Source organism: Stenotrophomonas sp. P5_B8 (genome assembly GCF_054049855.1).
In genome coordinates this window covers 1-5,318 of record NZ_JBFULO010000262.1, presented here as the reverse complement: position 1 = coordinate 5,318, position 5,318 = coordinate 1, and the positions used below count along the sequence as shown (strand labels likewise).

Sequence of the window (5,318 nt, the reverse complement as noted above, 5' to 3'; positions counted from 1 at the left end):
TCGTGTCGCGGTATCAGCGCAACACGTTGAACAACGACATCTGCTGCATCTGCGAGAACAGCGTCTGCGCGGCCTGGAGGGCAGTGCTCTCCAGCTGGTACTGACTGATGGCATCGGCGTAGTCCAGATCGCGCATCTGCGACAGCGTGCTCTTGAGCGTCACCGTATTGGACTCACGCATGTCCGCCGCATTGTCCAGCGCCTTCAACTGCGCACCACCGGCCGCGCGCGAATCGATCATCCGCTCCGAGGCCCGCGCAACGTCGCGCAGACCACTTTGCAGCAGATTCTGCTGCGCCGCCGACTTGGACGCGCTCCCGGTATCCATCTTCAACGACCCGATCAGACTGTCCAGCGTGCTGAAAATATCCCGGCTGGTCGCCGGACTCACCTCGAAGGTATCGCCGGCCGCCGGCTTGCCGTCGATGTGCAAACGCACCCCGTTGAGCACCAGATCGTCGCCTGCCTTCATCGTACCGGTGGACACCACCGTACCGCCGGCATCCAGCAGCTCGTACTGGTCTTCAGCGGTGAAGCGCACGCTGAAGCCCTGGCCGTTCCAGCTGTCGCTGCCGTCGCGGGTCACATTGGTCAGCACGCCCGTGCCCGTGTTGGCCGTGCTGGCCGCCCCGTCCACGTGCCCATCGCCGGTACCGATCCGCAGGAAAATCTCGCTGCCGGGCAGGGCATCGAGCACGTACGTGTCCGGCCCGACCTCGACCTGGCGCTGGTTCTGGTCGCCGTTATAGACCACCTTGCCATCGATCTGGCTGAAAGGCGGGCTGTCATCGGCCGTACCGCCAAACAAATAGCGCCCGGTGCCGTCGGTACTGTTGGCCAGCGCCAGCAGGTTCCCGCGGATCGCCTCGATTTCCGTGACCATCGACTGCTTGTCCGAGGCGGCCAGCGCCGGATTATTGGCGTAGATCGTCAACTCGGTGATGCGCCCCATCATGTCGCCGACCTGGGCCAGTGCGTTTTCCTGCAGGCCCAGCCGGTTCTGCACGTTGCCCGCGTTGAGCTGCATGCGGTCCAGCGAGGCCAGCGTGCGGTCCAGGCCGACGGCGGCGCCGGAGGCGACCGGGTCGTCCTTGGCGGTCACCAGGCGGCGGCCGGTGGCGATCTGCTGTTCCAGGTGGCTCATCTTGGCCTGCTTGGCCATCATCAACGACACCGACTGCTGGAACATCATCCCGGTGGAAATGCGGCTGTTCATCGGCTCACGGCTCCGAGGATGGTCTGGAACATGTTGTCGGCGGTGGAAATCAGCTGCGAGGCGGCCTGGTAGGCCTGTTGCAGGCGCAGCATGTCGGCCGCTTCCTCATCCAGGTTGACCCCGGAGATCGCATCGCGCGCGGACTGCGCCTGGTCGGTGATCACCTGCTGGGCCTGCAGCGAGTAATCTGCCGATCGCGCGGCGGCGCCAACCTGGGTGGTGAGCCCACCGAGCGCGCCACTGAGCGTCACGGTACCGTCGTTGAAGGCCTTGGCCTGTTCCACCTTGGCCAGCAACAGGGCGTTGCTGTTGTCCGAGGAACCGGCCGGAGTCGGGCCGATGCCGAAGGTGTCGCCGGTCTTGGGCGCACCGTCGAGCACGAAGCTCCAGCCATTGGCGCTGATGGTCTGGCCGGCGGTATAGGTGAACGGGCCGGCACCATCGAGCGTGTACTGGGTGGCGCTGGTGAACACGATCGCGGCCGGATTGCGCAGCGCCGCGTTGTTGTGGTCGGTCACCTTGACCCCGGTGAGCTTGCCGGTACCGGTATTGGTCAGTGCGGCCGTGCCCTTGATCGGTGCCGCCGCCGCGATGCGCGAGGTATCGGTGATCGCCACCGACAGGGTGCCGGCCACGCCCGCGGTGGGCTGCAGCAGCATGCGGTCGTTCACGGCCGGGGCACCGGTCATCACCAGTTCCACGCCGTTGATCACCAGCGGGTCGGCGGCGCTGCCGGTGCCGGTCATCGGAATCGCCGCGCCGGTGTCGGCGCGGGTCGCCTGCCACTGGGTGCCGTCGAACTTGAGCAGCACGTTCTGCCCGTCCAGCTTGGACAGGTCGCCGAAGCTGGCGGTCATGCTGGCGGTGCCGGTGTTGTTGGCGTTGCCGGTGATGCGCGGGCTGCCGATGTTGAAGAAGTCCCCGCCCAGGTTGCCGTACAGGTCCGCGCCCTGGCGGTGCACATCGTTGAAGCTGCTGGCCATGCCGACGGCCAGCTTGCCCAGTTCGGCCTGGGTGGGCGTCAGCACGGTATCGCGGAACTCCAGCAGACCGCCGATCTGGCCGCCGAGGGTCTTCGGTTCCAGGGTGATCTTCTGGCCGGCGCTCTCCAGCGCGAGCTGCAGGCGCTCGGGCATGTACGGATCGGCCACGGTGGTGACCTTGGAGGCGGTGGTGCCTACCACCAGCGCCTSGCCACCGGCGGTGTAGACGTTCATCAAGCCGCCGTCCTGCATCACCGCGTTGCCGCCGGTATAGCCGACCAGGTTGGCGATCAGCGCATCGCGGCGATCCAGCAGGTCCGGCGCGGCGTTGGCCGCGTTGCCACCGATGCTGCCGTTGAGCTGCGCGATTTCCTTGGCGAGCCGGTTGATCTCCGACGCGCCGGCGATGAGGCCGTTGTTGACCTCGCCGTTGAGCGTATTGAGCTGGCCGTTGAGCTGCTGGAAGCGGCTGGCCAGGGTCTTGCCGCCGTCGAGCATGTTCTGCCGGTCGGCCGTACCCGACGCGTTGGAGGACAGGCCGCTGACCGTGTCGAAGAAGCTCGACCAGACCCCGGACACGTTGGTGGCGGTATCAGAGAACATCGCATCCACACGGTCGGCCATGCTCGACAGCTGCTTCAATCGCGCCAGTTCACCACTGCCATCGAGCAACCGCGAGATCGCCAGCTGGTCGGCCACCCGGCGGATATCGCTGATCCGGGTGCCGTTGCCCACGTCGCCATAGCCGAAGTTCTGCGGATTGGCGGTGGCGAAGTCGACCTTCTGCCGGCTGTAGCCCGGCGTGTTGATGTTGGCGACGTTGTGGCTGGTGGTCGCCAGCGCCCGCTGGAAAGCGAGCAGGGCGCTGGTGCCGGTGGAAAGTACGCTGGACATGGGTTACCTCAACGACGGATGACGCCCAGCCCGGTCGGGCTGGCGGTGCTGGCAAAGGTCTCGCCCAGGCGCTGGCTGGCATTGCCCACGGCGGCGATCGCGCGCTCGATGGTCGGGCCGCCGGCAATCGCGGCGATCTTGGCCGCGTAGCTGGGATCGGTGGCGTAGCCGGCCTTCTGCAGGCCCTGGGCGAAGCCGCGGACATCGCCGCCGGCCTGCAGCGCATTCTGGTAACGCGGGCTGTTCTTGAGCAGTTTCACGTAGTCGGCAAAACTGTCGCCAACCGAGGTGTAGGCGCGGAAGCTGGCGGTTTCGTTGCGGCGCACGCCGTCCACGTATTCATGGGTGCCGCTGGTGGCGCGTTCGCCGCTCCAGCCGCTGGCCTTGATCCCGAACAGGTTGTGCGAGCTGCCACCGCCGTTGCGCTGCACCAGCTTGCGGCCCCAACCGGTCTCCAGCGCGGCCTGGGCGACCAGCGCCTTGGCATCCACGCCCAGTTCGCGCGCGGCCTGCTGGGCGTGGTTCCAGATGCTGGCCACGAAACCTTCCGGCGTGTGCGGGCCAAGCTGGGCGGCAGCGGTGTTGGCGGCCAGCGTATCGACCGCACTCGGTCCCCGCGCGGCGGCCGTACCGTTGACGTCGCGCCAGCGGTCATCGGCCAGCGCGGCCCAGTTCTGTTCGGTCGGATCGCTGACGCCGGACGCCGCCGAATACGGATCGGAACGGCCGATGGCCTCGTGCATCTGGCTGCTCTCGCGGCCGGCGATCAGATCCAGCGCACGTTCCATCGGCTGCAGCACCGTTGACGGATCGGCGCCGCGCAACTGCTGCAGCATCTCCACTTCGCTCGGCGTGCCGGCCGGCATGGTCGAGGCGGGCAGCGCCATCGGCGCCGCCGCCGGTGCGTTGAGCCGGTATGCGCGCAGCGCGGCGGCCGGGTTCAAGGCGGTGTCGGTCGGCTTGGCGGCCTCGGCCTCGGCGCCACCCAGTTGACGGGTGATCATCGCCGACAGGCCCAGCCCGCGCCCACGGGTCATCGCCTCGGCGATCTTGTGGTCGTACATCTCGCGGAACATGGTGTTTTCGGCGGGAAACAGCGAGTCGCCGAAGCTGGCATCGCGCATGCTCTTGACCAGCATCTGCGCGAACTGGCCTTCCAGCTGRCGCGCCACCTTGTCCACCTTGGCCGGGCTGTTGGCCTGGGCCGGATTGAGTTCCAGTGCCGGGTTGATGCGCATGTCAGATCACCTCGAGCTCGGCGCTCAGTGCGCCGGCCTGCTTGAGTGCTTCCAGGATCGCAATCAGATCGCCAGGTGCCGCCCCCACCGCGTTGACCGCATGCACGATCTCGTCCAGCGTGGTGCCGCCGGTGAACTTGAACATGCGGCTGCCATCGTTGGTGGCGGTGATGGTGGACTGCGGCGAGGCCACGGTCTGGCCGTTGCCGAAGGCATTGGGCTGGCTGACGTTGGTGTTCTCGTTGATGGTCACGGTGAGCGAGCCATGCGAAATGGCCGCCGGGCCGACGCGCACCTGCGAGCCGATCACGACCGTGCCGGTACGTGCGTTGACCACCACCTTGGCCGGCGCGCTGCCCGGGGTGAGTTCCAGGTTTTCGATACGTGCCAGCATCCCGATGCGGGCGCCCGGGTCGCTCGGCGACTGCACCGATACCGTGACACCGTCGATCGCCCGCGCTGCGCCATCGCCGAAGGCAGTGTTCAGCGCGGCAACCATCCGCGAGACCGTGGTGAAGTCGTTCTTGTGCAGGTTCAGGGTGATGTCGCCACCGCCGTTGAACACGTCCGGCAGTGCACGTTCGACCGTGGCGCCATTGGGAATGCGACCGACGCTGGGGACGTTCACCGATACCCGCGAACCGTCCTTGCCCTGCACGCCGAAGCCACCGACCACCAGGTTGCCCTGGGCGATCGCGTAGACCTGGCCGTCGGCACCGCGCAGCGGCGCCATCAGCAACGAGCCGCCGCGCAKCGACACCGCGTTGCCGATCGAAGACACGGTGATGTCGATCGGCTGGCCCGGCTTGGCGAACGGCGGCAGCTCGGCGTGGATCGCCACGGCGGCCACGTTCTTCAGCTGCGGATTGACGTTGGCCGGTACGTTGACGCCGAGTTCGCCGAGCAGGTTCTTCAAGCTCTGCACGGTGAAGGGCGCCTGGCTGGTGCGGTCACCGCTGCCGTCCAGGCCGACCACCAGGCCATAGC

Annotated in this window: 4 protein-coding genes; all 4 read right to left on the bottom strand. The window is 67.3% G+C overall.

The features are described 5' to 3' along the window. Positions 1–13: 13 nt before the first annotated feature. Complete coding sequence (gene flgL, locus ACXJKH_RS13875; protein WP_256776982.1) at positions 14–1,216, bottom strand: flagellar hook-associated protein FlgL; 1,203 nt, start codon at positions 1,214–1,216, stop codon at positions 14–16. After that, entirely contained in the window at positions 1,213–3,093 is a 1,881-nt protein-coding gene (flgK, locus tag ACXJKH_RS13870) for a flagellar hook-associated protein FlgK (RefSeq protein WP_457320100.1), read from the bottom strand. Before flgK ends, flgL begins: the two co-directional genes overlap by 4 nt. An 8-nt stretch (positions 3,094–3,101) precedes the next feature. After that, entirely contained in the window at positions 3,102–4,331 is a 1,230-nt protein-coding gene (gene flgJ / locus ACXJKH_RS13865; RefSeq protein WP_457320099.1) for a flagellar assembly peptidoglycan hydrolase FlgJ, read from the bottom strand. 1 nt (position 4,332) lies between these two features. Next, positions 4,333–5,318: flagellar basal body P-ring protein FlgI (locus tag ACXJKH_RS13860; protein ID WP_457320097.1), on the bottom strand; the 986-nt coding region annotated here is incomplete at its 5' end.

Excerpts from the sequence above, each read along its gene's own strand:
- flgL (WP_256776982.1), bottom strand. The coding sequence starts at position 1,216 with ATGAACAGCCGCATTTCCACCGGGATGATGTTCCAGCAGTCGGTGTCG.